The sequence below is a fragment of the Bacteroides luhongzhouii genome (assembly GCF_009193295.2).
Classification (GTDB): domain Bacteria; phylum Bacteroidota; class Bacteroidia; order Bacteroidales; family Bacteroidaceae; genus Bacteroides; species Bacteroides luhongzhouii.
In genome coordinates this window covers 2983137-3006810 of record NZ_CP059973.1, presented here as the reverse complement: position 1 = coordinate 3006810, position 23674 = coordinate 2983137, and the positions used below count along the sequence as shown (strand labels likewise).

22 protein-coding genes and 1 other RNA gene are annotated in these 23674 nt (G+C 42.1%); 7 read left to right on the top strand and 16 right to left on the bottom strand.

What is annotated here, in order from left to right:
- Positions 1–246 precede the first annotated feature (246 nt).
- Entirely contained in the window at positions 247–384 is a 138-nt protein-coding gene (locus tag GD631_RS10725; RefSeq protein ID WP_004301914.1) for a hypothetical protein, read from the top strand.
- A 96-nt stretch (positions 385–480) separates the two neighbouring features.
- The gene (locus GD631_RS10720) at positions 481–1659 is read left to right on the top strand and encodes a C1 family peptidase (RefSeq protein WP_143258197.1); all 1179 of its coding nucleotides are present in this window, start codon (positions 481–483) and stop codon (positions 1657–1659) included.
- A 142-nt stretch (positions 1660–1801) separates the two neighbouring features.
- On the opposite strand, the gene GD631_RS10715 is transcribed toward GD631_RS10720, so the two are convergent.
- The 3 genes from GD631_RS10715 to dinB all read right to left on the bottom strand — a co-directional run bounded on the left by GD631_RS10715 (position 1802) and on the right by dinB (position 6087).
- The gene (locus GD631_RS10715) at positions 1802–2503 is read right to left on the bottom strand and encodes a BT4411 family hyaluronic acid-binding protein (protein ID WP_004320741.1); all 702 of its coding nucleotides are present in this window, start codon (positions 2501–2503) and stop codon (positions 1802–1804) included.
- A 59-nt stretch (positions 2504–2562) separates the two neighbouring features.
- Positions 2563–4497, bottom strand: a complete 1935-nt coding sequence (locus GD631_RS10710; protein ID WP_143258196.1) for a heparinase II/III domain-containing protein — start codon at positions 4495–4497, stop codon at positions 2563–2565.
- Positions 4498–4995: 498 nt separating this feature from the next.
- The gene (dinB, locus tag GD631_RS10705) at positions 4996–6087 is read right to left on the bottom strand and encodes a DNA polymerase IV (RefSeq protein ID WP_118032122.1); all 1092 of its coding nucleotides are present in this window, start codon (positions 6085–6087) and stop codon (positions 4996–4998) included.
- Between the two features lie 215 nt (positions 6088–6302).
- On the opposite strand from dinB, the gene GD631_RS10700 reads away from it, so the two are divergent.
- On the top strand, positions 6303–7721 hold the full coding sequence (locus GD631_RS10700; RefSeq protein ID WP_143258195.1) for a DUF4419 domain-containing protein: 1419 nt from the start codon (positions 6303–6305) through the stop codon (positions 7719–7721).
- Positions 7722–7800: 79 nt separating this feature from the next.
- Here GD631_RS10700 and ssrA read toward each other — a convergent pair.
- Positions 7801–8197, bottom strand: a transfer-messenger RNA (tmRNA) gene (gene ssrA / locus GD631_RS10695).
- A 183-nt stretch (positions 8198–8380) separates the two neighbouring features.
- On the opposite strand from ssrA, the gene GD631_RS10690 reads away from it, so the two are divergent.
- Positions 8381–9562, top strand: coding sequence for a lactonase family protein (locus GD631_RS10690; RefSeq protein ID WP_143258194.1), 1182 nt, complete (start codon positions 8381–8383; stop codon positions 9560–9562).
- 1 nt (position 9563) lies between these two features.
- Here GD631_RS10690 and GD631_RS10685 read toward each other — a convergent pair whose 3' ends face one another.
- The 8 genes from GD631_RS10685 to GD631_RS10650 form a co-directional block, all read right to left on the bottom strand.
- Positions 9564–10208 carry a M23 family metallopeptidase gene (locus GD631_RS10685; protein WP_143258193.1) on the bottom strand — a complete coding sequence of 215 codons (645 nt, stop codon included), beginning with the start codon at positions 10206–10208 and terminating at the stop codon, positions 9564–9566.
- A gap of 28 nt (positions 10209–10236) precedes the next feature.
- Positions 10237–10902, bottom strand: a complete 666-nt coding sequence (locus GD631_RS10680) for a B3/B4 domain-containing protein (protein WP_143258192.1) — start codon at positions 10900–10902, stop codon at positions 10237–10239.
- 50 nt (positions 10903–10952) lie between these two features.
- On the bottom strand, positions 10953–11765 hold the full coding sequence (pgeF, locus tag GD631_RS10675; protein ID WP_143258191.1) for a peptidoglycan editing factor PgeF: 813 nt from the start codon (positions 11763–11765) through the stop codon (positions 10953–10955).
- Positions 11762–12925 carry a GTPase ObgE gene (gene obgE, locus GD631_RS10670; RefSeq protein ID WP_008021004.1) on the bottom strand — a complete coding sequence of 388 codons (1164 nt, stop codon included), beginning with the start codon at positions 12923–12925 and terminating at the stop codon, positions 11762–11764. Before obgE ends, pgeF begins: the two co-directional genes overlap by 4 nt.
- Positions 12926–13014: 89 nt before the next feature.
- On the bottom strand, positions 13015–13584 hold the full coding sequence (locus GD631_RS10665) for an adenylate kinase (protein WP_121960022.1): 570 nt from the start codon (positions 13582–13584) through the stop codon (positions 13015–13017).
- Between the two features lie 59 nt (positions 13585–13643).
- Positions 13644–14180, bottom strand: a complete 537-nt coding sequence (gene hpt, locus GD631_RS10660; RefSeq protein WP_024986256.1) for a hypoxanthine phosphoribosyltransferase — start codon at positions 14178–14180, stop codon at positions 13644–13646.
- Between the two features lie 40 nt (positions 14181–14220).
- Entirely contained in the window at positions 14221–15765 is a 1545-nt protein-coding gene (locus GD631_RS10655; RefSeq protein ID WP_143258190.1) for a peptide MFS transporter, read from the bottom strand.
- Between the two features lie 193 nt (positions 15766–15958).
- A complete protein-coding gene (locus GD631_RS10650; RefSeq protein ID WP_143258189.1) occupies positions 15959–16183 on the bottom strand; it encodes a winged helix-turn-helix domain-containing protein in 225 nt (74 codons plus the stop codon).
- A 1071-nt stretch (positions 16184–17254) separates the two neighbouring features.
- Here GD631_RS10650 and GD631_RS10645 point away from each other — a divergent pair.
- The 3 genes from GD631_RS10645 (at position 17255) to GD631_RS10635 (ending at position 20227) form a co-directional block, all read left to right on the top strand.
- Positions 17255–18766 (top strand): NAD(P)H-hydrate dehydratase, encoded by a 1512-nt coding sequence (locus GD631_RS10645; RefSeq protein WP_143258188.1) that lies wholly within the window; start codon positions 17255–17257, stop codon positions 18764–18766.
- Positions 18767–18838: 72 nt separating this feature from the next.
- On the top strand, positions 18839–19906 hold the full coding sequence (locus tag GD631_RS10640; protein ID WP_143258187.1) for a DUF4831 family protein: 1068 nt from the start codon (positions 18839–18841) through the stop codon (positions 19904–19906).
- A gap of 36 nt (positions 19907–19942) precedes the next feature.
- Positions 19943–20227 carry a hypothetical protein gene (locus GD631_RS10635; RefSeq protein ID WP_143258186.1) on the top strand — a complete coding sequence of 95 codons (285 nt, stop codon included), beginning with the start codon at positions 19943–19945 and terminating at the stop codon, positions 20225–20227.
- 181 nt (positions 20228–20408) lie between these two features.
- Here the strand turns inward: GD631_RS10635 and GD631_RS10630 are convergent, their stop codons facing one another.
- From GD631_RS10630 to GD631_RS10615, 4 genes are all read right to left on the bottom strand, one after another.
- Complete coding sequence (locus GD631_RS10630; RefSeq protein ID WP_143258185.1) at positions 20409–20759, bottom strand: PqqD family protein; 351 nt, start codon at positions 20757–20759, stop codon at positions 20409–20411.
- Between the two features lie 98 nt (positions 20760–20857).
- Complete coding sequence (locus tag GD631_RS10625; protein ID WP_143258184.1) at positions 20858–22246, bottom strand: MFS transporter; 1389 nt, start codon at positions 22244–22246, stop codon at positions 20858–20860.
- A 247-nt stretch (positions 22247–22493) separates the two neighbouring features.
- Positions 22494–22889 carry a preprotein translocase subunit SecG gene (gene secG / locus GD631_RS10620; RefSeq protein WP_004301890.1) on the bottom strand — a complete coding sequence of 132 codons (396 nt, stop codon included), beginning with the start codon at positions 22887–22889 and terminating at the stop codon, positions 22494–22496.
- Positions 22890–22895: 6 nt separating this feature from the next.
- Positions 22896–23669: a DUF8458 domain-containing protein gene (locus tag GD631_RS10615; RefSeq protein ID WP_143258183.1), complete on the bottom strand. Its 774-nt coding sequence runs from the start codon at positions 23667–23669 to the stop codon at positions 22896–22898.
- Positions 23670–23674 lie beyond the last annotated feature (5 nt).

The window sequence follows — 23674 nt, the reverse complement described above, 5'->3', positions numbered from 1 at the left end:
TACATAAAAATGTGATAGATAAGAATAATATTGTCATTGACGGGAAATTACGGGAGTTTTGTAACAGGTTTGTAATATAGACCGTGTTCGGACCCTTATAAAAAGAAAATTCAAAAGAAAAAGAAGATTTTTATGTTCTACAGCATATAATTCAAAAACAATTCGTATCTTTGCAGTGTTATTAGAGAAAACAAGATGTAAAACCGCTCTTCAAAACGTGGAGGGCAAAAAAAGAGGAAACAAATTATGAAAAAGAATGCAAATGAAAAAATTATGATGTTACAGTACCGTATTAAACGCTATCAAGCAATGGGAAATGGTGCTATGTGCCAAACATTGAACGGTAAACTCCAAAAACTGCTGTCACAGCAGGTTGCCATGTAAATAAACACACTAATTATAATAAAATAGAGCGAGGAACTTTCGAGTATCCTCGCTTTTTTTATACATTTGCAAAATGTAAAGATAATAAAGCACATTATGAAGAAACTATTTATGTCGGTTGCGCTCCTCTTATTGACCGTAACCTCTTTTGCACAAACACCCGGTTATGAGTTCACAACCGTTGTATCTCACAAAGCAACACCTGTCAAAGATCAGGGTTCCACAGGAACTTGCTGGTGCTTTGCCACTGCTTCTTTCATGGAGTCGGAACTGCTCCGAATGGGAAAAGGAGAATATGATCTCTCAGAAATGTTTATCGTTCGCCAAAAGTACATGAATCAGCTGGAAGACAATTATCTCCGTCGTGGTAAAGGAAGTATCAGTGAAGGAAGTTTGGCGCACACTTTCAAAAACGCTTATAAGAAAGCGGGAATCGTTCCGGAAGAAGTGTACACCGGATTGCCGGGCGATAACAAAGACCACAATCACGGAGCATTGTCACGCTACCTCAAAGCATTGGTAGACGCAAATATCGCTTCTAAAAAGCGTACTCCGCAATTTGATGCGCTTATTAATAATCTGTTCGATATTTATCTGGGTAAGCTTCCCGAAAAGTTCACTTATAAAGGAAAAGAATATACTCCTCAATCTTTCACAGAAAGTCTGGGATTGAATATGGATGATTATGTTGAGCTGACCAGTTTCACTCACAAGCCTTATTATGAGACATTCTCACCTGAAGTTCCCGACAACTGGGAAAACCAGCCGATGTATAATCTTCCGTTGGACGAACTGATCGGGGCTATCGACTATGCACTGAACAAAGGATATACCGTATGTTGGGACGGTGACGTAAGCGAACAGGGTTTCTCTTTCAAAAACGGAATCGCCATCAACCCGCAAGTGGAGGACGTGAAAGATTACTCGACTACCGACCGTGCGCGTTTCGAAAAAATGCCTAAATACGAACGTATGGAGGAAGTGTTCAAGTTTGAACATCCTTATCCGGAAATCAATGTAACACCGGAAATCCGTCAGGATGGCTACGAGAAGTTTGTGACAACTGACGACCACCTGATGCACATCACCGGTATTGTGAAAGACCAGAATGGTACTAAATATTATATCACCAAGAATTCCTGGGGAGCGGAAAGCAACAAATCCGGAGGCTATCTGAATATGTCTGAAAGCTATGTACGTGCTAAAACAATCTGTGTGATGGTACACAAAGATTCTCTGCCAAAGGAACTGAAAAAGAAACTCGGTATTCAGTAAATCGCATAAAACAATCAATCCCGACAGGGGATTGACTGTTCATACATCCTTTTATCCATATAACAAAAGAAATAGGGCAACAAAGTATCACTACTTCACTGCCCTATTTTTTGTTAACCTACTATATTAAATCCTTTACTCTTTATTTCTTTTTCAATGTCACGTCGCTGATTTCTACAACACCGCCTTTGTTCTGAGAAAGAATAGCCACATAACAATCTTTCAGAATAGCAGCATCATCGTCTGTATCAGATACTTCCAAGTTAGCATTTGCTTTCTTGCTGCTAATGGCATTAACCACCTGTCCCATATCATAATAAACTACTACTTTAGTCCATTTACCAGCATCTTTAATTTTAAAATTATACTGTGCGCCCGAAGCATTCGGTTGAGCGTCTGCATCATAGTCTCTACGCATGAAGAAAGTAGTATTGTACTTGCCATTATCGTTCTTTTCTTCATTGGTCTGCTTGATGTATACACTAACCGGAGTTCCGGCTTCTTTAGCTTTTGCATAGAAAGTAAGAACATAGATACCTTTGTCCAAACCATCGGTAATACGTTGTCCCAAGAAAGCCTTATACCAAGAGAGATTCTTTTCAGCACCGGAGTTATCCAATTTCATTGCGTTCGGATATTTGGCATCTCCTGTTTCTTCCCAGGCAATAGTAGTTACTCCGTCGGCTTCATTATTCATGATAAACCACTCTCCTGCGGTAGCTTTGTTGGCATTAGTCACTTTAGTCTTCACTTCAGTGGCGAATTTTTCGTTTTTTATCAGGTTCTGCGCACTTACGCTTACTCCTGCAAGGACCAAAAGGCCGGCAAATAACACTTTTTTCATCTTACTGTGATTTAATTGTTTATACTTTATTTTTTCTAGCTTTAAAAATCTATTTCATCCTACTTCACTTGTTGAATAACAAATCCATATTTACCAGTCACTTTCTTTTCTTCAGTCTTTAGTGTGATACGGTAAATCTCCTTACCCCATACGTTAGACAGGCGCGGATCATCCAGTTTGATTGTTTCCAGTTCGGCTTTAAACTGCGACGGATAGTGCATTTCTACCTTTTGTCCCTTTACTTCAATACGGATTTTTCCGGCTGACGGGAAAGTCACATTGCCCCAAGTTAAAAAGTTCATTTGATTAGGAGCAATAGCCTCATCCAACGTATAAATATCACCAATAATGAGTTTTTTATCATCAAGAACATAAGAGCGAACCCAGCTTTTCACTTTCGCTTCTGCCGGATAAGCAGTAGCTATATCCGTAGAGAACATCCGCTTCTTCTCATTACAAGCAGTGTTTGTAGCTTTATACTCCTGCCCGAATTTCTGCGGTACTCCGTTAATCATCGGCAAGTTATGATAGTTGCTCTGCATGGTCCAAATGGTATAGCGGTCTTTACCGAACGTCTGTTTGGTATATGTACCTACACCGGCATCAATAATCACAGGAATTGTATTTACGTATAAAGAAAAGGTTCCTACATCATTGTGGTTATGGCTTTCGTTATTAAATCCGCCTTTAGCGGCAATGAACATACCGTTCTTGTTCTTCATATAGCAGAATTCCGTTTCGGGATACCAGGTTACATCCGGCATATCATGTTTCGGAGTTGCTTTAGCCAGCTCATTACAGCAGAGTAGAGATTGAAGCGAACGGAAAGCATCGTTGCCCATGGTAGCATACGGTTTTCTTCCATTCAGCAGGTAAGCGGCAAAATGCATCATTTCATCGCTGTTTACAGCTTTACCGTACCGATAGATTAACAAAGGATCGCCCCCGCCTTGTGCCGATGCATCAGCAAAATTCACCACCCAGCCATTGCCGACATACGAGCGGGACATATATTCTCCCATCCGGCGGATCATCGGTTCATTGAACAGAGACAGTTTGCCACCTGTGCCATCAGAGAGTATCTGCAAATAGTCATAGAGCTTTCCGGCGGCATGTCCCCAGTAAGAGGTTCCCTCTTCACAGGCCCCATCGGATTTCACAAAGTTGATAAACTTATCGACTGACTGCATGGAACGATAAACAGCTTTTGCCAACTTATCCTTATTGTTCTCCATCAGTAAGAAACATTGCAGGGCATTAGAGTTACACCAGGGATTCCAGTTGTTGATGATTTCTCCCGGTTTCCAGTTAAAAGCCATCCACCACATTTCATCGTCGTTCATGTACGGATCAAGAATACGTTCTTTGATTGCTTTACGCATTTGCAAGGATACTACGGGATTGATTTTGTCGAATGGCTTACGAAAGAAATAGTGTACCCAGGCCATTAAAGCTCCATATCCGCCTGAGCCGAGGTCGATAATCTGTTCGCGGAAGTCGGGAAGTGAACGTTTGCTACTCTGACGCGGCAAGTGTGCGGATAAAACCCATGAATTCATTTCACAGCTCATATATGCTCCGTTCAGTAGTTGGTCGATAAAACGTCCTTTCCCTTCGGCCAGTTCGGCGAGCATCAAGGCGTTAAGTGCTTGGCGGTTGGCGTCATAAGGAACTTCCATTATTTTACGGTTACCACTACGTTCGTATTCCAGATAAGCAGTGGCAGGTATCAGTTGCCATTTATAGTCGAGGAGTTTTTCACCGGCTTCGATGAGGCGTTGCTTATTGGGGCCCATCAAAGAATCCCAGGCGGCACGATCTGTATAAGCTGGATAAGGCACCCATGCTTGTTTCATTACCAACACGTTTTTTAACGTAGTTTCGTCTGCCGCTTTTTGCAGCATATTGCGTTCGGTGTAAGCGTTTGCCTTGAAAGAAAAACTTCCTAAAGCTGCTAGTAAAAGAACACAAAATAAATGTTTCATTCGATTCATGGTATTTTCATTCATTTAAGTATTGCAAAGATAACGTATCTGATAAAAAATGAGGTGAGTAAATCATACGAACCTGATGACAAAAAAGTACATACTTCAAAAATAGTACTCTTAATTGCTATATTTTAGGCTTTTAAGTCATTATAAGAACAAATTAAGTCATTGTAAGAACAAATTAAGTCATTGTAGAAACAATTTAAGTCACTATAAAAACAAATTAAGTCACACGGAAACCGGGTTTTCATTTCGGAAAAACAAAGATGCAGTTTCAGAAAACAGAGGCTCCCTTTGGAGAAAATAGAGGTTCTATTTATTCCAAACAGAGGCTCTGTTTAGGGCAAATAAAGGCTCTATTTTATTTCAAATAGAGTATCTATTTTACTTCAGACAAAGTATCTGTTTGGATATTCTATCCTCTTTCTTTTTTCATTCTTTGATTCTCTTTTTTTTCATCCCCTATTCTTTCCTCTTCATCCCTCTATTTCTTCCCCTTCGCCTTCAATCCCAATCGCTAAATTCAAAGCTCAACTGTTCCCAAACACCGTGTTGTTCATCGGCTTCTTCCTTTGGATTGGAGACGGAAAGGCCGATGAGCCGAATCGGATGTTGCTCATATTCGACACTTTTAAGCAGTTCTTTTGCAAGTGGGAGTACCCGGTCTAAAGTGGTGAGTTCCTGCGATTGAGTAAGGCTCCGGGTTATCTGGCTAAAATCATGAAACTTGATTTTCAGGGTAAGCGTGTTTCCTTTGAAGTCTTTTCGCTGAAGACGTTCAATCAGCTCTACCGCCACATGGTATAGTTCAATAATAACCGATGAACGGGCTGAAATATCACGTTCCAATGTACGTTCGCAACCGATGGATTTACGGATACGAATTGCTTCGACAGGGCGTTCGTCAATTCCTCGTGAGCACTCATAATACAGTGCGCCGGCTTTCCCGAAATGGGCTGTCAGCATTTCAAGAGAGCATTTCCGTAGTTGAAGTCCATTGTGGATGCCAAGTAGATGCATCTTCTTTGCAGTCACCGGACCCACTCCCCAAAAAGATTCGATAGGAAGACGGGCTATAAAATCAAGAGCTTGTTCCGGATGAATGGTACATAAGCCATCCGGTTTGCGATAGTCCGAAGCTATTTTAGCCAAAAACTTATTATAAGAAACTCCGGCAGACGCAACAAGGTTGAGTTGTTCCCGTATCTTCTGCTTTATTTCCTTTGCTATGTCCACAGCCAGAGAAATATCTTTCTTATTTTCAGTGACATCCAGGAAAGCCTCATCCAGAGACAGAGGTTCGATGATATCCGTATATTCGTGGAAAATCTCATGTATCTGACGGGAAACGGATTTATAAACATCCATCCTGCCAGGTACAAAAATGAGTTGGGGACAAAGACGTTTCGCCTTTTGCGAAGCCATGGCGGAACGAACACCGTAACGTCGGGCCTCATAGCTGGCAGCAGCCACCACTCCCCGCTCTTCTGCATGACCTACCGCCAAAGGCTTGCCACGAAGTTCCGGATTATCACGCTGTTCTACAGAGGCATAGAAGGCGTCCATGTCGATATGTATAATCTTTCTCTGCGTCATTGTTCAGGATTAGCAGAGCAAACTTACTACAAATTCCCGAATAAATCCTGCTTATCGGTTCAAGAAATAATATGCTTATGATTTTTATAGATATAAATCAAAAAACATTCAATATCTTGTCAAAGATAGTTCTTATAATATTATATTTGCATATCGTCTATTCAAAATATAGAGGTAGTTGATAAGTTTGTGCCACCATACAACTCTTTAAGATTATGAAAAACACATTATTTTACTTATTCATATTTTGCAGTGTTTCCACATTCGCTCAAAATGGCATCACTTTTAAGGTTGAAAAGCTTTCAAAACCTAAAAAATCACTTAATCTATGCTCCCCGAATGAGATTTATGAGAGGCTTATATTATCGGATATGAGCATAGAGCCTTATGAGATAAAGAAAAAGAATATCGAGGTTCCTTATCATATCATTGCAAAGAGCGAATCTCCCGACAGTCTCGTTTCTTTTGGCCCTAATTCTTTTTTCAACGGTATGTATCAGGCTTATGCGGATCACAGGCCATTTGTATTGTCCCCGGATATGATTTGGCTATTAATCAGCCAGGGATTTGCACGGCATATCAATGCCAATCAGGAATCTATGAGAAATGAGCTTGTTGATTTCTCCGGCAAACTATCCTTAATTGTGAGAGAAGATAAAAAACTGGAGGACCCTACTCTTTCATGGGAAAAAATCTTTCCGCAATTTACTGAACAAATATCCCAATATGCCGGCAAACATCTGACCGAACTTCTCACCTGCAATTTCTCAACGACTACCTCTTTAGAGAAAGTTGCTTCCGAAATAACAATCATGGAAGCTGTGAAACCTTACTTTGAGTTTATAATCATACGCATTGTCTGTGGAATACCTGAAATAACTCTCGAAGGAACACCGGAGGACTGGGAAAAACTACTGCACAAAGCCAGAGGCTTGAAAGAATACAAACTCGATTGGTGGATTTCTGAACTGGAACCTCTTTTGGAAGAATTCGTCAAAGCATCCAAAGGGGAGGTTAATAAGGACTTTTGGCGCAATATGTTTAAATATCATTCACAGAAACGATACGGAGCCCCAAACATTATCGATGGATGGATCGTGAAGTTTTTCCCTTATGATAAGGAAGGGAAAAGAAATAATCTGAAACAGCTAGAAGGCACAAATTGTCTCCCTGATGAAATAGTGAAGGTAGATGTAAAGTATCTGGAAGTATATAGCAATGCTGTCAAAGAAACTCCATTAGAATTCTGGGCAGGCTTCATCGGATTAGAACAAAATAATAAGACTTTTGCTCTGCGACCGCAAATCGGCTGGATGATCAGAAAAAAAGATGTTAACAAGGAGGGATTAAAAAGTAAATTGAGTGCTGATTCTCAAAATGCAGGCTGGGGAAGCGGCATCAATATCAGAGTAAAAGAATTTCCGGCTGTACTGTTAGAGCTCAAAGAAATAAAAAGGTTGGATATCCAATTTATCGACACAATCAATATACCGGACGAAATATCAAAGATAAAAATCGGATCGTTGAGTTTATATGGAAAGATTACTAAAGAGGGAATAGAGCGTATTAAAAGATTATTGCCTGATACGGATATAAAAATAAATGGTTCACGAGAGGTAATAAAATCCCATTGATACCCCCATCATAAAAGAACACTCAATATTACTTTTGCAATATTGAGTGTTCTTTTTATAAATACTAATAATTAGTATAAAGTGGAGCTGGAGGGAATCGAACCCTCGTCCAAACGAGGAAATCATAAGCTTTCTACATGCTTATCTTTGCCTAAATTTTCGTGCAGGAACAGAACCAAAGCCATCAATTCCTGCCTTATCCTCTAAAGTTTCATCAAAAACGCGAGGCCGCCTTTGACTATCCCCGATGTAACTGCACCACTGAACCGGAATGCTTCGGAGCAACAGCTTCCGAGTGATGTCTCGTCCTAGCACCTAGTGCCTGGATTAAGCTAATCTACTGTGATTCGATTAAGCAGCAAGAGCGTAATTAGTTTCGCCAGATAAAATTTTGATAACTGAGATTTAAGTGGAAATTACCGACCCACTGCATGCTTACCTACCATTTCTGCCCGCTGTCAAATCCAGTCAACCCCAAATTTTTATTCGTACAGAATAGCGATTGTTTAGAACGCTTTCCAAGAGTGCAAAGATAGGAAATGTTTTCTAATTTACGAGAAGACGTTAGCAAATATTATATCAAAGCATTATCTTTACGGAGCTATTTTATATTTAAGGTGAAAAAGCATCATGAAAAATCAATCAATAATAGACTATTTATGACTAAGACATATCTATCCAGAACATCTATATTCAATGTATTTGCCGCTGTTTGCATATTCGGAATCAGTATCAGTGGCTGCACTTCTAAAAAAAAGACTTCTATGGAAACAACCGATACAACAGAAAACGAACTAACCATGTTGGTGGGTACTTACACATCAGGAACCAGTAAAGGGATATATAGCTACCGCTTCAACGAAGAAGACGGGACTGCCACTCCATTAAGTGAAGCAGAAATTGAAAATCCTTCTTATCTTGTTCCGTCTGCCGACGGGAAATTCGTCTATGCAGTCAGTGAATTCAACAATACACAAGCTGCCGCCAATGCATTTGCCTTCAATAAAGAAAAAGGTACTTTGCAATTATTAAACTCACAGCAAACGGGAGGTGAAGATCCTTGCTATATCATTGCCAGTGGAAATAATGTGATAACTGCCAACTACAGTGGCGGCAGCATCTCTGTTTTCCCTATCGCAAAAGATGGCTCGCTCCTACCCGCTTCCGATATTATAAAATTCGAAGGTACGGGAGTGGACAAGGAACGACAAGAAAAACCACATCTGCATTGTGTCCGTATCACTCCGGATGGTAAATACTTGTTTGCCGATGACTTGGGCACAGACCAAATACATAAGTTTATCATTAACCCCACTGCAAATGCAGAGAATAAAGAAGCATTTCTGAAAGAAGGATCGCCTGCTGCCTTTAAAGTGAAAGCCGGCTCAGGTCCGCGTCATCTGACTTTCTCGCCAAACGGCCATTACGCTTATCTGATTAATGAGTTATCGGGCACAGTAATCGCTTTTGAATATAAAGACGGAAATTTAAAAGAGATTCAAACAATCGCTGCCGATACGGTAAACGCACAAGGAAGCGCTGACATTCATATCAGCCCGGATGGTAAATTCCTGTATGCCAGTAATCGTTTGAAAGCAGATGGTATCGTCCTATTCAGTATTCACCCGGATAACGGAATGTTGTCGAAAGCAGGCTATCAACTGACAGGGATTCATCCACGTAATTTCATCATTACGCCTAATGGCAAATATCTGTTAGTCGCTTGCAGAGACAACAATGTTATACAGGTGTATGAAAGAGACATAGACACCGGATTGTTAACAAACGTACAGCAGGATATTAAGGTAGACAAGCCGGTCTGTATACGGTTTGTGCGATAATTTACTTCTGACTCTGCGCAATCCGGCTATCAGGAGTATGCGTCTCCACAATGATTTTACTCCCGTTCTTGGTACACTTGATACATTCTTTCCGCAATGTCCTCTCTTTTAAGTCAAAAATGAGATTCGGATTAAAATGTTGCCCGTTAATACGGGTTTCGAAGTGTACATGTTCGGTAGTGGCACGACCGGTACGTCCTGTCAGCCCGATAGCTTGTCCGGCTTTTACGACATCACCTGTTTTAACCAGATTCTTGAAATTGTGGCTATAAAGCGTTTCCAATCCGTTAGCGTGGCGGATAACAACGATATTTCCGTAGGCATAATATGGTTTCGACATACGCACCACTCCATCAAAAGCAGCACGAATCGTATCTTTTGCACAAGTTTTAATGTCTGTTCCCGAATGTCCTCCGCGACCGCGAGTTCCATAGGCAGAGATTACTTTTCCTCCGGGTAATGGAAAAGCATATTCGTGGTCTTTCAGAGAATCCAAATGTAGATAGATATGATTGCCTTTAGCAAATAATCCGGGAGTAGCTACCCGTACATCAGCCACTTCCCGGGCAGAGAAGGAAGGTTTATCCTGCCCGTCGGCAGTCAGTGGCAATAATAAAACTGTCAGTAAGATAAGTATGTTTTTCATGTCTTTTTTCTTAGAGCACTCATTCTAATTATTCGAAGAATACGATTTCGCCTCCATCCGATTCTGTATAGTTTCTTAATAAGGTCTGTATCATTTCAGCAGCTTCTTGCAAACCTTCTTTTCCGTTATAACCGTTGACTATGGCCAAGATATGAGTGGTTCCGAGATCCATTTTCGTACGTTCATGATCGCTTGTCGGGGTTCCGATTCCGCCGAAAGAATCACGATAAACAGGTAATCCTTCGATATTCAACACCCCGCGTCCGATACCTTCAAACGGTTCTCCAGCTTTGCCGATACCGAGTTCAAGGTGCGTACCTTGTATTTTGTCCGCGTCAAAACCACCGATAGAATGTCCCGTACGAAGAGACACTAAGTTGATAAGGTCTACCAACGTATCAATCTGATATAAAGGGATTCCACGCATTAGGCGGCGACGTAGAGCTTCGGCTGACGGGCGATAACGTCCGGGGTCTTTGCCACAACGCTTATAAGCCTCACGAGTAGCAAAAATAACGGGTTGATGTTTGATGTCTTCCATCTGTGTAGTGGAAGTCAGTTGCCCGGTAAAAGCATTGATTTCCTGCCAAAGCCCTTCGCTGTAAGCAGTATTCTTCACCGCAGCATACACGGCGGCTCCGGCAAAAACCGGGCATGCGTCTTTTATTTCTTTAGATACTTTTATTTCAAACATAACTTATCATAAACCAATCATCAGCGTCCTGCGATTACGGACACCAATTATTACTTTCTAATCATTATTCCCGACAATGTACGACCGGAATCTATTCCCAGTCTACGTGCAGAGAAGAATTCATCATGATGAATATAGGTACAGATTCCGGCCACTTCTATCTGTTCTGCAGGCACTCCGAGATTCAGTAATTCAATCCGGTTGGCTTCCCACAAATCAATATGATATTTGCCCGTCTCCTTCTTCTTCATAGAAATAAGAGACATATCGAAACCGCTTTCTTCAAAAGCATCATACACCTCATCACCTACTTCAAATGATTCGAGCGAAATGCTCGGCCCGATGCAAGCTATCACATCTTCGCCTTGCGTCCCGAACATCTTGTTCAAGTGATCCATCACATTACTGACAATATGCTTCACTGTTCCTTTCCATCCGGCATGAACGGCAGCCACAACGTGTTGTTTTTTGTCGTACAGCAATACAGGAACACAATCCGCCGTCGTGACACAAACGCAATATCCCGGCACATTAGTTATCAAGGCATCCATTCCTCGCAGAAGTAGCCGTCTCATTTCCAATGATTCTTTAAAAAATGATTCATTGATAATCAGACTGGCACAGCCATGATTCTGTTCTGGAATAAATAATTCCTTTATCTGATGATTCATGCACTGAAACAACCAGCTCTGATTACGATTGACGTTCATGCATGAGTCGTTGGTATAAGGCGAACAGTTGAAAGAGCCGTAAGCTCCGGTGCTTATACCTTCGTGACGCGTAGTTACGAAATGAGCTACTTCGGGATATGCATCCAGTGACTTATATCCCTTCAACTCGTTATGTTTTGTAAGTGAAATCATTTTTCTTCCCAATCTTCTTCTTCGTATTCATAATCGATATCATCGTCGTCGTCGACATCTTCCTCATATTCATAAACGATGTCTTCATCTTCGCCCATGTCTTTGAGTTCCTGTTGCAGACGGGTCACGTCTTTCGGACGGTGAACGATGTCCTCTATCTTATTGCTTTCCTTGTTCAGTTCTTCCCAAAGGATGTCTTTCAGCACCGAGATGCCCAAACCGGAAACAGAAGATATGAATACATGTGGAATGCCTTCCGGCAATGTAGGTTCAATCTCGTCCATCAACTCCTGATCGAGCATATCGCTCTTGGTGACAGCCAACACGCGTTGCTTGTCCAACATTTCAGGATTGAAGGTACGCAGTTCGTTCAGCAAGACTTCGTATTCTTTACGAATGTCGTCGCTGTCTGCCGGAACCATGAACAGCAGTAATGAATTACGCTCGATATGACGCAAGAAACGCAGTCCCAAACCTTTCCCCTGACTGGCTCCTTCGATAATACCCGGTATGTCCGCCATCACAAAGGATTTTCCACCGTGATAGGAAACGATACCCAAGTTGGGTTCGAGCGTAGTAAACGGGTAATCGGCAATTTTCGGTTTGGCAGCCGAAATGGAAGAAAGCAAAGTTGACTTTCCCGCATTCGGGAAACCCACCAGACCAACATCGGCAAGCAGTTTCAGCTCCATGATAACGGTCATTTCCTGCATCGGCTCTCCCGGCTGCGCAAAACGCGGTGCCTGACGGGTGGCCGTCTTAAAATGCCAGTTACCCTGACCGCCGCGACCGCCTTTGAGCAAGACCACTTCCTGTCCGTCTTCTGTTACGTCACAAAGATACTCCCCTGTCTCGGCATTATAAACTACCGTTCCGCAGGGTACTTCTATTATTTTATCCGCACCGTCTTTTCCGAAGCTACGTCCTTTGCTCCCCGATTCACCATGACCGGCCATTGCATGACGGTCATACTTCAAGTGCAGCAATGTCCAGTAATTACGGTTACCGCGCAAGATGATATGACCTCCTCTTCCACCATCGCCCCCATCGGGACCTCCGTTAGGACAATATTTCTCGCGCCTCATGTGCGTAGAGCCTCTTCCGCCCTTACCCGAGCGACAGTATATCTTTACGTAATCAACAAAATTCGATTCAGCCATATTTTTTCAAGTAATTAAAGTAGTCAGTAGTTAGAGCAGTTAATTAGAACACTCCGGCTACTGACTTATTTATTTATAATATTGTATTATTACAATTTATCTACTGCTTCGCAGATATCAGCGAAGATACCTTCCATAGTACCCAAGCCGTTGATGTGTTGGTATTTCTTTTCGTTCTTGTACCAGTCGATCAGTGGAGCAGTCTGTGAATGATATACGTGCAGACGTTTTTTGATTGTCTCTTCGTTATCATCAGCACGACCGGAATCCTTGCCACGTTTAATCAGACGTACCATCAGTTCTTCTTCCGGAACATCCAGGTCAACCATTATAGAAACGTCCTGTCCTCTTTCTGCCAACATTTTCTTCAATGCTTCTGCCTGTGCAATTGTTCTTGGGAAACCGTCGAAAATTACACCTTTGCTATCTTTGAAGCTGTCGAATACGCTTGCCAGAATATCAATCATTAATTCATCAGGAATCAATTGACCTTGGTCGATGTAACCTTTAGCTGTTTTACCCAGTTCTGTGCCATTCTTAATTTCAGCACGCAATACATCTCCTGTTGAGATGTGATTGATTCCATACTTTTCTACGATACGTTCGCTCTGTGTTCCTTTTCCTGAACCCGGAGCACCGAAAATTACGATGTTCAACATTTTGTTATTTACAATTTAACGATTTACTATTTACCATTTAAACTGGTACCTATTTAATATTAATCTACTACTGTATAAATATCGGGATAATTACGTCCGAAACCATCATAATCCAGTCCGTAACCTACGATAAAGTCGTTCGGGATTTCCATCGCTACATATTCAATGTTGAGGTTTACCTTGAGCTTTTCTGGTTTCACTAACAGAGAAGCGATATGAATGGCTTCGGGATTGCGTGTACCTAATGTTTCGAGCAGTCGCTGCATCGTCAGTCCCGTATCTACGATATCTTCTACGATCACAATGGTACGTCCGGCAATGTCTTCATTCAGGCCGATTACCTCTTTAATCACTCCGGTGGAAGTGATACCCTGATAAGACGCCAACTTCACAAATGAAATTTCACAAGGGATAGTGATGTGCTTCAGTAAATCAGCGGTAAACATGAACGAACCGTTCAACACACTAAGGAAAAGCGGATTCTTACCTGCCAAATCGCGGTTAATTTCGTTCGCTACACGAATCACTTCCTTCTGAATATCTTGTTCCTTAATAGAAACGGTAAACAATTTGTCTTTTATCTGAATGGTATCCATAACCAGTAATTTAAAAATAACCTTGCAAAAATACGATTTTTTATTCTACCCCGTGCATCATCTTCTGTAATTTCTTCGAGAGAAGGAACAGAATCAACGAAGCAACACCGGACATCACGACGAATACCATAAAGAAATCATACATGGTAGCAATCTGATAACCAAAGATTGATTTCACTTTCCCGGCTTCCGGATAGAGTCCGCTCAACATTCCCGCAAATTTATTGGCGGTGGCAGTAGACAGATACCAGATTCCCATCATCAGGGAGGCGAAACGCAGCGGACTCAATTTATTTACCATTGAAAGTCCGATAGGCGACAAGGCTATTTCACCCATGGTATGAATAAAGTAAAGTCCTGTCAGCCAAATCATGCTCACTTTCACTCCGGGAACAGCATCTTTCACTCCGAAACAGATGAAAAGATAACCTAAAGACAGGAGTAACAGACCAATCGCTTGTTTGCTAGGAGAAGCGGGTTCCATCTTTCTCTTGTTCAGGAAGCCCCACACACCCGGCATGATATATGCCAGGATAACTACAAACAGGGGATTGAAAGATTGAAACCACGAAGCCGGCATTTCCCAACCGAATATGTCACGATTCGTCTGTTCGGACGCAAAGAGAGTTAAAGAAGCTCCCGCCTGTTCGTAGGCTGCCCAGAAGAAGATGACAAAGAAAGCTACTATATAGATAACGAAAATACGGCTGCGTTCTATTTTGGTCAATGAACCGTCTAACAGGATCAGAACAGGGAAAACAATGCAGGCGGTAAAAATGCCGATGCTCACCCAGTCACCTTCAAATGCATAGTTAAAGAAGGCTATTAAAGCAATGGTAAGAATTGTGATTACAAGGGTATTACGTACTTTGGTACGTTTGTCCATCTTCGGGTGTGAGATATGATCGGCCTTGTCTTCTTTCTTTTCACGTTTAGCATCGGGGATAATGCCAATCGGTTCTCCGGAAGGAGAAAAAAGATATTTATTCTTTTGAGTCTCGAAAAGAACAACGGTGAACAGTGTCATGATTCCGGCTGCAAGAAATCCCCATTTAAAGTCGTGCGGATCACCGGTATCACCCAGATAACCACAAATCAAAGGGGCAGCAAAAGAGCCTACATTCACTCCCATATAAAAAATGGTGTATGCAGCATCCAGCCGCCTGTCTCCGGGTTCGTAGAGCTGACCTACCAGAGAAGAGACAGTGGGTTTGAAGCAACCATTGCCCAGAATCAGGAAGCCGAGTCCACCATACATCATCCAGTGGGCAAGGTTCGTATTATCTAAAGTGGAGGCACTCATAAACATCAGGAATTGTCCGACTGCCATCATCACCGCTCCCCAAAACACGGAGCGACGGATTCCCCAATATTTATCGGCAATGTATCCGCCAATCAACGGGGTTAAATAAACTAATCCGGTATAACTTCCGTAGATGGATGCTGCCGCTTCTTTATCAAACAATAATGCCTGCGTCAGGAAAAGAATAAAGATCGCACGCATACCGTAGTAACTGAAACGTTCTGCCGTGCTTGTCGCGAAAATCAAATAAAGGCCTTTCGGATGCCCTTTCAATGCACTCATGAATTTATGTGTTTAGTAGTTTATGGGGTGCAAAGGTACAGAAAAAGTAGATTAGATGCTTCTCTTATCAAACAGAATAATAGGGGGAATAGTAAAAACGAGCATAAAAAATCCTACTCATCCACTTCATTACTTTTTTAGCAGTGTAAATAATAAAGTGGAAATCTATCTTAAATGGAGGTTAGCTACCACCTTAACCAAAAGTAAATTCGACATTTTCGATACTGGCAAAAAGCATTCCTTCTCTTTTCCTCAAAAAGATTTTGTCTTCTCGGGCCAGCCAACCAATAGCGAGAGCTACGTCTTCAAACGTCAAACTTAATTCACGGCACAAATCGAACATTGAAAGTTCACCTTTTTCATTTAAGATACGCCATACTTTCCCGGCATTCGAGCCAATTTTTGTCTTTTCCATCATGCAAACTTTAGAAGATTAAACAATCCGTTATTTAGATTCTAATTCATTGTGAGCACAGGAAATTAATGTGATGCTGATGCACATTACCTATCTCCAAAGATAACATTTTTATCGGAAACGGCAAATAATCAAAGGCTTAATCAGGGGAAGGGGCGTATCAAAAGTTTGTTCAAGAAGGTATGGAGATAAACTAAACACGATTTCCATCCGCCCCTCTACAGAAAAAGATTTTTCATTTTCATTTCTCATATTCTCATAAATAAGACACAAGTGGCAGTAAACTAATAAGATAGACTATGAGAAATGATTTTAAAACAGGCATTTCTCATAGTTTCTTCGCAAAATAACCCGGATTTTGCTTCATTTCTCATAGTGTAGTGTGCCGGAAGCTGACATTGAATAAATAGAACTATGCATTCCTTTTGCTTGCTTCCATACACAGTGTCTTAGTCCCACATATTGTGGGAAAAGATTCCCTAAGGCTTGGGAAAGTATTCCCTTATTTTGTGGGAAAGTTTTCCTTCAATATACGGGAATACTTTCCCACAATATATGGGACAATCGAGACCAACGAGTATCTTCAAGCAAAAAGCCACTATTTTATCTAAATAGTAGCTTCATTTCCTGATAAAAATAAGGCAGGCTGAAAGAAAAAAGGAAGAAAGAATGGCTTTTGACTATGAGAAATACCCTGAAATACTATGAGAACAAGGTGGCTTTTGAGCCAAAATATGGGAGAACTTATGAGAAATACCGTTTTGAAAAAGTGTTTCTCATAAGATATCTATTTGATTATCTTTCGTTTATCGAAAAACAATGAGAATATGAGAAATGAAATGAAGAAATCTTTTTCAGGGAGAAATAAAAGTAAGTTCATAATGGTGCAGCATTGAATTATTTTTTGGCGGAGTTATTCTAACACTTAATAGTTCAAAAGCAGATATTTCTTTGACCAAAAGATAGAACTAATGATGAATTAAAAGTTGCAATTATGGTTTTCTTCCCACAACAAACGGGAAAAGTCAGAAGAATCATGTACATTTGTAATCCGAAAACTAAAAGAACATCGCAATGAAAATATTTCCAAGCAGCAGTATCAAGAAATTGGACGCTTATACCATTGAGAACGAACCTATTGCATCAATCGACCTGATGGAACGTGCAGCAACCGCATTAACAAAAGCCATCACAGACAGATGGAATACGGAAACACCGGTCACCATCTTTGCCGGGCCGGGGAATAATGGCGGAGACGCTCTTGCCGTAGCCCGCATGATGGCTGAAAAAGGATATAAGATCGAGGTATTTCTCTTCAACACGAAAGGAGAACTTTCGCCCGACTGCCAGACCAATAAAGAACTGGTAGAAATGATGGAAGAAGTAAAATTCCACGAAATCAGTACCCAATTCGTACCTCCCGCCCTAACGCCCGACCATCTGGTAATTGACGGATTATTCGGTTCAGGCCTGAACAAACCGTTGAGCGGCGGATTCGCTGCCGTAGTGAAATACATCAATTCTTCCCCTGCCATGGTAGTAGCCATCGACATTCCTTCCGGACTGATGGGAGAAGAAAATACATTCAACGTAAAAGCTAATATTATCCGTGCCGACGTAACTTTCAGTCTGCAACTGCCGAAGCTCGCCTTTCTTTTCGCAGAAAACACTGAATTTGTCGGAGAATGGGAATTGTTGGACATCCAATTGAGCGAAGACGGTATTGAAGAGATGGAAACGAACTACGAAATGTTGGAAATAGAGGAAATCCGTTCACTCATCAAGCCACGCAAACAGTTTGCCCACAAGGGAAACTTCGGTCATGCACTGCTGATTGCCGGTTCAAAAGGAATGGCAGGGGCCTCTGTGCTCGCTGCCCGCGCCTGCCTCCGTTCGGGAGTAGGGCTGCTGACTGTTCATGCTCCAATGTGCAACAACGACATCTTGCAGACCTCCATACCCGAAGCAATCGTAGAAACTGACGCCAACGAAACCTGTTTTGCCATACCTACCGACACGGACGATTATCAAGCAGTCGGTATCGGCCCGGGACTGGGACGAAACGAGGAAACGGAAGCCGCCCTACTGGAGCAACTGGAGCACTGCCAAACTCCTGTTGTAGTGGATGCCGACGCTCTTAATATCCTCGCCAACCACCGTCATGCCCTTACCCACTTGCCGAAGGGCTCCATCCTCACCCCGCATCCAAAAGAGCTGGAACGTCTGACCGGTAAATGCCAGGACTCTTACGAACGTCTGATGAAGGCTTGCGAACTGGCCCGTGCCGCCCATGTCCATATAATTTTAAAAGGAGCCTACTCCACCATCATCACCCCCGAAGGTAAATGTTTCTTCAACCCAACCGGAAATCCGGGAATGGCAACCGGGGGTAGCGGTGACGTACTGACCGGAGTAATCCTGGCACTGCTTGCCCAAGGTTATCCAACCGAAGAAGCCGCTAAAATCGGCACTTACATTCACGGATTGGCGGGCGATGTCGCTCAAAAGAAGCAAGGAATGATCGGAATGATCGCAAGCGATATTATCACCTGTCTGCCGACAGCGTGGCGACTTGTAAGCGAATAAAAGTTAAGAACTTACAGTTTTTTCAATAACTTCATTAACTTTGTTTTCAAAACCAGTTAAAAAGAACCGAATATGAAAAAGTTGATTATAGCAGCAGGACTACTTATGACAACGTCCGCCTATGCACAAACCGAAGTACTGACAGGAGTTACCCGGGGAAAAGACTATGGAGTGGTTTACAGTCTTCCCAAAACCCAAATAGAACTTGAAATAAAAGCCAACAAAGTCAACTATACTCCGGGAGAATTCAGCAAATATGCTGATCGTTACCTGCGACTGACCAACGTCTCCGCCGACCCTGAAGAGTACTGGGAACTGGCTAGCGTAAAAGTGAAATCCGTAGGTGTGCCCAACAGCGAAACGACGTATTTCGTAAAATTGAAGGATAAGACAGTAGCACCGCTCATGGAACTGACAGAGGATGGCATTGTGAAAACAATCAATGTTCCTTACAGCAACAGCAGTGTAGGCAAAAAAGCCGCTCCCGCTCCCACAGTCCTCCAAAAGAAAGCAAATCCTCGTGAATTCCTGACCGAAGAGATTCTGATGGCTAGCTCTACCGCCAAGATGGCCGAGCTGGTAGCTAAAGAAATCTATAACATCCGCGAAAGCAAGAATGCCTTATTGCGCGGACAAGCTGATAATATGCCTTCAGACGGAGCACAACTTAAGATTATGCTCGACAATCTGAATGCACAGGAAGAAGCCATGACGCAAATGTTCTCCGGCACCTGCAACAAGGAAGAGAGAACATTCACTGTCCGCCTTACTCCTGACAAGGAACTCAACAACGAAGTTGCTTTCCGTTTCTCAAAGAAGTTAGGTGTAGTTGCCAACAATGATTTGGCAGGAACTCCGTTTTATATCAGTCTGAAAGACCTGAAATCTGTCAAGATACCGCAGGAAGACGGTAAGAAAAAGAAAGATTTGGATGGAATAGCCTACAACGTACCCGGACAAGCTATGGTTACATTGACCGACGGTAAAAAGAAACTTTACGAAGGTGAGCTTCCTATTACCCAATTCGGTGTGATAGAATATCTGGCTCCGGTTTTGTTCAACAAGAATTCTACCATCAAAGTTTATTTTGATCCGAATACGGGAGGATTGCTCAAAGTAGACAGAGAGGAAGGGAAATAGAAAAACAAGAAACTAAACTTCTAAAAAATAAAGAATATGGGTGGTGAAGGACATATGCTCGACATGATACGCCGGCTTAGTGAAGGTCGGGAAGCTTCCCGACTGCGTCGTGAACGTGCTAACGAGAAACTGAAGCATCTCAACCGCACCAACGAACCTTATCCACTACCCAATACTACTCCCGAAGAAATGGAACGTATTATCCACGACTCGGAGAAAAAGAAAGAGAAAGACAGCAATTATTTTGTTTGGGGAACACTTATTATCATGGGTATCCTGATAGCAATTGCCGTCATACTTTGGGCTGTATTTATCAAATAAATAATAATGAGTCACCACAGAGGACACGGAGGACACAGAGGTTTAATCTTTTTTATTCACTATAGAGTACCACAGAGCCTCACGTATTTATAATCGTATTTATCGCTCTGTTTTACTTACGGAAAAAGAGAGAAGAACTCGGTGTCCTCCGTGTCCTCTGTGGTGAAATATAAATTCCCATTTATACGACTGGCGTCATCAGTTTTATAAATCCATCTTTCTGCATTTGAGAAAGATAAGCCGATACACGTGACTCGTAGCCCTCTTCATTTTGAAAGTGCTCTGCGAGTTTTTCTATAATCTCACGAACATTGCGTTTTCCATCTATCAGTTCCCATACAGCCGTACCGTGTTCTTCCAATTTCACATGAAGTTCTTTCGACATTCCTTTCGGCACAAGGAAGCGTTGCATCCACGGATATTTAAAACGGGGAAAGGAGAGCACAATCGTCTCCCCTTCCCTTTCTGCTGTAATATGTTCACTGCGACAGGGAATGACCTCTAACAGGTTGATTTTCTCTTTGGCAGCCATACTTCTTATTTTTTTATTTCAGAGTATTAATACTGATACTCTTTTGTTTACACCTTGATACAAAATTCCTTTGTTACTTTAGATACCGAATTCCCTAGTTACTTTTGGATATTCGCCTCTTCCAAACCATATCCCTTCTTCTTGTCCTCTGCCTTCAACATCAAAGCCACAATCAGAGCAAGCACACCAAAGAGAGCAAAAACAGTCATAGGTAACGTGTAGTCATAAGTCTGTGCACCGTCTATTACCGGACCTTTGCAATAAGTATTCAACACCCATCCAATCAGCAAAGGAACACCCATCAATCCCCAGTTCTGTACCCAGAAAATCAATGCATAAGCTGTACCCAACTGTTTTTCCGGGATAATCTTCGGAACAGATGGCCACATAGCTGAAGGCACCAACGAGAAGGCAAATCCCAATATAATCATGATAATAGTAGCAAACCACCATATATTCAGTATAGGCAGAGCAAACATCGTATGCACAAAAATAAGCATCAACGATCCGATGACCATCAATGTGGCTCCCTTACCGATACGGTCATATAACGAACCGAACAACGGAGTCAGGATAATCGCGCCAATCGGTAACAATCCGGGAATCGTTCCCGCCAACTTCGGATCTACATTATATTTCTGCACCATCAAGTCGGCAGCATACTTGATAAAGGGGAATACAGCCGAGTAGAACAATACACAGAGTAATGCAATCAACCAGAATCCTTTATTGGTAATGATATACACAATATCTTTCATACGGAACGGCTCTTCCGGTTCCAATCCCTCTGCGTCCAAAGAAGCATCCAGCTTCTTGTCATAGAAAGTATAAAGGAAGAAAGCAATCGTACCCACGCACAACATAATCAGACAAAACAAAATTGGAGCAGGAATATTGGTATGGAATGCGCCACTCTCATCCGTATATCCGAAGAAGTCAGCCAAAGGAACCGTGAGCACCATTGCCAAAGTTGTTCCGATACGTGCCGTAGCCATTTCAAGTCCCATAGCCAATGCCATTTCCTTGCCCTTGAACCATTTCACGATAATCTTGGAAACTGTGATACCGGCAATCTCCACACCTACACCGAAGATAGCATACCCCAATGCAGCCAAAGTCACCTGTGTTTTGAACCCGAAGAGCATGGCACCTTCCGGGAAAGTAGTAGAAATCGCATAGTATTTCAATCCACAACCCAGCACCATCAGCAAACAAGCTCCCATTCCAGTGAAACGGACTCCCATCTTATCCAAAATGATACCACCGAAGATCAGCATCAACAGGAATACATTAAACCATCCGTAAGCGCTTGTGAAGAAACCATAATCAAGACTGTCCCATAATAGTTCTTTCTCAAGCATGGGTTTTAGAGGAGACATTACGTCGGTGAGGAAATAGCCGCATAGCATAGTAAATGCGACCAATGCAAGAACGCTCCATCGGAGTACGGCGGAGTCATTCAATTTTTGTTTCAAATGTTCTGTCATTGTTATATTTAAAAAAGTAGTTAATAATCTTATACAGCCAACAAAGGTAGTTAAATCTCGTTTGTTTCTATCACAAAGAGATTGTTTTTACAAGAAAAAGTTAAGTGCGGATTACACTGACCACGCGGAAGATTGAGAATCCGTGTAATCTGCGTAATCCGCACTTAAATATCAAAGAAATGCAGCATCCGTCTGCACCTTCCCATTAATGGTTTTACCCCAAAGCCTTACCTGACGACGGAGTGAATTACTCTGCTGCAGGAGCAGGAGTTTCAGTAGCCGGTGCCGGAGTTTCTGTAGCAGGTGCGTTGGTAGCTGGAGCTTCAGTTTGCGGCGCAGCCGTACCTGCGGGTAAGTTATACGGGTTAGTCTGTTGTTCTTTCTGTGCCTGTTCCAACACTGCGTCTTTAGCAACAGCAGAGCGAGGAACTACATAAGCAGTAGCAATGCTCATTACCACCATGAAGATAGCTAAACCCCATGTTGCTTTTTCCAGAAAATCTGTAGTCTTGCGCACGCCCATGATGGCGTTAGATGAAGAGAAACCAGAAGCAAGCCCGCCCCCTTTTGAGTTCTGAATCAGCACGATGAAACACATCAACAAGGCTGCAATAACCATTAAGATAACGAATAATAAGTACATTTTTAGTTATTTTGAATTAGCGTTAATAATCAATTTCTCCAAAAATCTGATTTGGTCTGCAAAGTAAGCATTTTTTTTTGGATATTTCAAGCTTAATTTTTTAATTATTTCAAGAGCTTTTGAATATCGTTGCTGTTTAACATAGATTTTTGCCAAAGTTTCCGTAAAACAGCTGTCATCTTCCTCTTCTTCCTCCATCGTTTCTTCTTCAGGGAGCTCGCCCGAAGAGGTTGTGGCAGATGGCATTTCTTCTCTTAAAGGTTTCATGCAGAGGGGAGAGTCGCTCTCGCTCTTTTCTATAAAGTCGTCAATCAGTTCGTAGCCTTTGAGTTTGGGCGTTTCTTCGGACGACTGTTCCGTGGCTGGAGTCTCCTCCAAAAGATAAGAGGTGTAATCCACCGAATAATCGAAGCTGGTCCGGGCAGTCACCTCTTCGGGCACTGTGGACAAGAAAGCGTCGATCAATGCTAATGTGCGGTCTACAGACGGTTCGTCTTTCAGCACCTCCGTGAGAGGTACTCCCTTTTTCCGTGCCTGCACATCATAGCGATCACCTTCAATCAACTGGAATAACTGCCGCCTGTCTGCAATGTAAAGAACTGCTTTCCGCAGTTCTCCACCGAAACTAATATCATGGAGAATATACAGGTTCTTCAGATACAGCAGACGAAGTGACTGAAAATACGGATACCTCGCAAGAAGATTGCGCAGTTCGTACAAAGTATCCCTATTCAGCGTCTCGGGATGCTGAATCCATTGTTGAAAGTTAACAGAAGTCATTTATA

What these genes read in the sequence shown, in the direction of transcription:
- GD631_RS10725 (WP_004301914.1), top strand. Translation starts at nt 247, where the DNA reads ATGAAAAAGAATGCAAATGAAAAAATTATGATGTTACAGTACCGTATT.
- GD631_RS10720 (WP_143258197.1), top strand. Translation starts at nt 481, where the DNA reads ATGAAGAAACTATTTATGTCGGTTGCGCTCCTCTTATTGACCGTAACC.
- GD631_RS10715 (WP_004320741.1), bottom strand. Translation starts at nt 2,503, where the DNA reads ATGAAAAAAGTGTTATTTGCCGGCCTTTTGGTCCTTGCAGGAGTAAGC.
- GD631_RS10710 (WP_143258196.1), bottom strand. Translation starts at nt 4,497, where the DNA reads ATGAATCGAATGAAACATTTATTTTGTGTTCTTTTACTAGCAGCTTTA.
- dinB (WP_118032122.1), bottom strand. Translation starts at nt 6,087, where the DNA reads ATGACGCAGAGAAAGATTATACATATCGACATGGACGCCTTCTATGCC.
- GD631_RS10700 (WP_143258195.1), top strand. Translation starts at nt 6,303, where the DNA reads ATGAAAAACACATTATTTTACTTATTCATATTTTGCAGTGTTTCCACA.
- GD631_RS10690 (WP_143258194.1), top strand. Translation starts at nt 8,381, where the DNA reads ATGACTAAGACATATCTATCCAGAACATCTATATTCAATGTATTTGCC.
- GD631_RS10685 (WP_143258193.1), bottom strand. Translation starts at nt 10,208, where the DNA reads ATGAAAAACATACTTATCTTACTGACAGTTTTATTATTGCCACTGACT.
- GD631_RS10680 (WP_143258192.1), bottom strand. Translation starts at nt 10,902, where the DNA reads ATGTTTGAAATAAAAGTATCTAAAGAAATAAAAGACGCATGCCCGGTT.
- pgeF (WP_143258191.1), bottom strand. Translation starts at nt 11,765, where the DNA reads ATGATTTCACTTACAAAACATAACGAGTTGAAGGGATATAAGTCACTG.
- obgE (WP_008021004.1), bottom strand. Translation starts at nt 12,925, where the DNA reads ATGGCTGAATCGAATTTTGTTGATTACGTAAAGATATACTGTCGCTCG.
- GD631_RS10665 (WP_121960022.1), bottom strand. Translation starts at nt 13,584, where the DNA reads ATGTTGAACATCGTAATTTTCGGTGCTCCGGGTTCAGGAAAAGGAACA.
- hpt (WP_024986256.1), bottom strand. Translation starts at nt 14,180, where the DNA reads ATGGATACCATTCAGATAAAAGACAAATTGTTTACCGTTTCTATTAAG.
- GD631_RS10655 (WP_143258190.1), bottom strand. Translation starts at nt 15,765, where the DNA reads ATGAGTGCATTGAAAGGGCATCCGAAAGGCCTTTATTTGATTTTCGCG.
- GD631_RS10650 (WP_143258189.1), bottom strand. Translation starts at nt 16,183, where the DNA reads ATGATGGAAAAGACAAAAATTGGCTCGAATGCCGGGAAAGTATGGCGT.
- GD631_RS10645 (WP_143258188.1), top strand. Translation starts at nt 17,255, where the DNA reads ATGAAAATATTTCCAAGCAGCAGTATCAAGAAATTGGACGCTTATACC.
- GD631_RS10640 (WP_143258187.1), top strand. Translation starts at nt 18,839, where the DNA reads ATGAAAAAGTTGATTATAGCAGCAGGACTACTTATGACAACGTCCGCC.
- GD631_RS10635 (WP_143258186.1), top strand. Translation starts at nt 19,943, where the DNA reads ATGGGTGGTGAAGGACATATGCTCGACATGATACGCCGGCTTAGTGAA.
- GD631_RS10630 (WP_143258185.1), bottom strand. Translation starts at nt 20,759, where the DNA reads ATGGCTGCCAAAGAGAAAATCAACCTGTTAGAGGTCATTCCCTGTCGC.
- GD631_RS10625 (WP_143258184.1), bottom strand. Translation starts at nt 22,246, where the DNA reads ATGACAGAACATTTGAAACAAAAATTGAATGACTCCGCCGTACTCCGA.
- secG (WP_004301890.1), bottom strand. Translation starts at nt 22,889, where the DNA reads ATGTACTTATTATTCGTTATCTTAATGGTTATTGCAGCCTTGTTGATG.
- GD631_RS10615 (WP_143258183.1), bottom strand. Translation starts at nt 23,669, where the DNA reads ATGACTTCTGTTAACTTTCAACAATGGATTCAGCATCCCGAGACGCTG.